This is a genomic window from Streptomyces sp. ADI95-17, assembly GCF_003846175.1.
Lineage (GTDB): Bacteria > Actinomycetota > Actinomycetes > Streptomycetales > Streptomycetaceae > Streptomyces > Streptomyces sanglieri.
Window position 1 is genome coordinate 720,979 of the sequence record NZ_ML123046.1, and the last position, 2,670, is coordinate 723,648.

A 2,670-nucleotide genomic window follows, 5' to 3' on the forward strand; every position below is an offset into this window, starting at 1 on the left:
GATCAAGCTCCGCGGCTTCCGCATCGAACTCGGCGAGATCGAGACCGCGTTGACCGCACAGACGGAGGTGGGTCAGGCCACCGTCGTGGTCCGGGAGGACCGGCCAGGCGACAAGCGGCTCGCCGCGTACCTCGTCGCCGCCGACGGATTCCGGATCGACGTCGAGGCGGTGCGCCGCGAGATCTCCGGCGCGCTCCCCGAGTACATGGTCCCGTCCGCCTTCGTGGTCCTGGACGAGATCCCGCTCACCGTCAACGGCAAGGTCGACCGACGCGCCCTGCCCGCACCCCGGCAGAGCGCCGACACCGCCGGGCGCGCGCCCCGGGGGCCGGTCGAGGAGGTCCTGTGTGGCCTCTTCGCGGAGGTCCTGGGACTGCCCTCGGTCACCATCGACGACCACTTCTTCAACCTCGGCGGGCACTCGCTCCTCGCCACCCGGCTCATCAGCCGGATCCGGCAGGCCTTCGGCGTCCAGATCACCGTCCGGGACCTCTTCCAGGGCCCCACGGTTGCCGCACTGGCCGAGTACGTCGAAGCGGGCGGCGACGCCGTGCAGCGGCCCGCGCTCCGGGAGGCGGTCAGGCCCGATCGGGTGCCGCTCTCCTCCGCCCAGCAGCGCCTCTGGTTCCTGCACCACCTGGAGGGGCCGTCGGCCACCTACAACATCCCGCTGGCCCTGCGCCTCACGGGAGCGCTCGACCCGGACGTCCTCCAGCTCGCGCTCACCGACCTGGTGGTGCGGCACGAATCGCTGCGCACCCTCTTCGGGATGGCCGACGACGCCGCCTACCAATGGCAGCTCCCGGCCGCCGAAGTCCGGGTGGAGCTGCCGGTCCTCACGGTGACCGGGGCCGACCTGGAGGTGGAGCTCGCGGGGCACGCCGCCCGCAGTTTCGACCTGGAATCCGAACTCCCCGTCCGGGCAACCCTGTTCGCGAACGGGGACCAGGAGCACGTACTGCTGGTGGTGATGCATCACATCGCCTCCGACGGCTGGTCCACCACCCCGCTGCTGCGCGACCTGGCGGCCGCCTACGCCGCCCGAGCCGAGGGCATCGCCCCTGCGTGGGAGCCGCTGCCGGTGCAGTACGCCGACTACACCCTCTGGCAGCAGGAGCTGCTCGCGGCGGACGGGGAGCGGCAGTCCGAATTCTGGCGCCACACACTGGACGGGCTGCCCGACGAGGCCACCCTGCCGGCCGACCGTCCGCGCCCGGCGGTCGCCACCTACCGCGGCAACACCCACAGTGTCCACGTCCCCGCGGAGCTGCACGACGGGCTGACCCGGCTGGCCCGGGAGACCGGCAGCACGTTGTTCATGGTGGCCCAGGCCGCCGTAGCCACCGCACTGTCCCGTTCCGGCGCGGGGGAGGACATCCCGATCGGCGCCCCGATCGCGGGCCGCTCGGAGCAGTCCCTCGACGACCTGGTGGGCTTCTTCGTCAACACCCTGGTGCTGCGCACCGATCTGGCCGGCGGCCCGAGCTTCCGCGAGCTGCTGACCCGGGTCCGGGAGGCCGACCTGGCGGCCTGGGCCCACCAGGACCTGCCCTTCGACCGGCTGGTGGAGACCCTCAACCCCGAGCGCTCCACCGCTCGGCACCCGCTCTTCCAGGTCGTTCTCACCCTCCAGGAAGCCGTCACCCCCACCCTCGAACTCCCGGGAATCACAGCCGAGTCGGGCTTCACGACACTCGACATCTCCAAGTTCGACCTGACCTTCTCCTTCCACGAACACCGCACGGCCGACGGCCGCCCGGGTGGACTGGACATCAGGGTCGAGTACGCCACCGACCTGTACGACGCCGGCACCGTCGAGGCAGTCACCGCCCGACTGGTACGGCTGCTGGGCGACGCCGTCGACCGACCCGAAATCCCCGTGGGTGAGCTGGAGTTCATCGGCTCGGACGAGCGTAACCGGCTCCTGGAGCAGTGGAACGGTGCGGTCACCGGCTCCTCCGGCGCCGGGCTCGCCGAGCTGTTCGCCGCGCAGGCCGCGCGCACCCCGGACGCGATCGCCCTGGTCGACGGCGACCGGGAGCTGACCTACGCCGAGCTGGACGAGGACACCAACCGGCTGGCCCACCACCTCGTGGGCCTCGGCGTCCGGCCGGAGAGCGTCGTCGCCGTACTGATGGAGCGGTCGGCGGAGCTGCTCACCGGACTCCTCGCGGTGGTCAAGGCCGGAGGCGTCTACGCCCCGCTCAACACCGCGGACCCCGACACCCGACTGCTGCGGATCCTCACGGAGACCGCGGCGCCCGTCCTGCTCACCGACCGGGCACTTGCCGATCACCCCGTCGTGGCCCGGACCGGCGCCGAGACGGTCGTGCTCGACGGGACCGCCGGATTCGCCCACCTCCCCACGACACCCCCGGCCCCCCACGCCCATCCCGACCAGCGGCTGTACGTGATGTACACGTCCGGTTCGACGGGTGTGCCGAAGGGCGTCGCGGTCACCCACCGCAACGTGGCGGACCTGGCCGCCCAGACCATGTACGCCAACGGCAACCACACCCGGGTGCTCTTCCACTCACCGCACACCTTCGACGCCTCCACGCACGAGATCTGGGTGCCGTGGCTGAACGGCGGCACGGTCGTGGTCGCACCCCCCGGGTACCTCGACCCCGGGACGCTGGGCGGACTGCTGACCGAGCGCGGGATCAGCTC

General features: G+C 71.9%; 1 protein-coding gene. It reads left to right on the forward strand.

Translation table 11 applies throughout. The annotated features are described in order from the left end of the window. The coding region (locus EES42_RS44745; protein WP_164495254.1) for a condensation domain-containing protein at positions 1–2,670 on the forward strand (2,670 nt) is incomplete at both ends.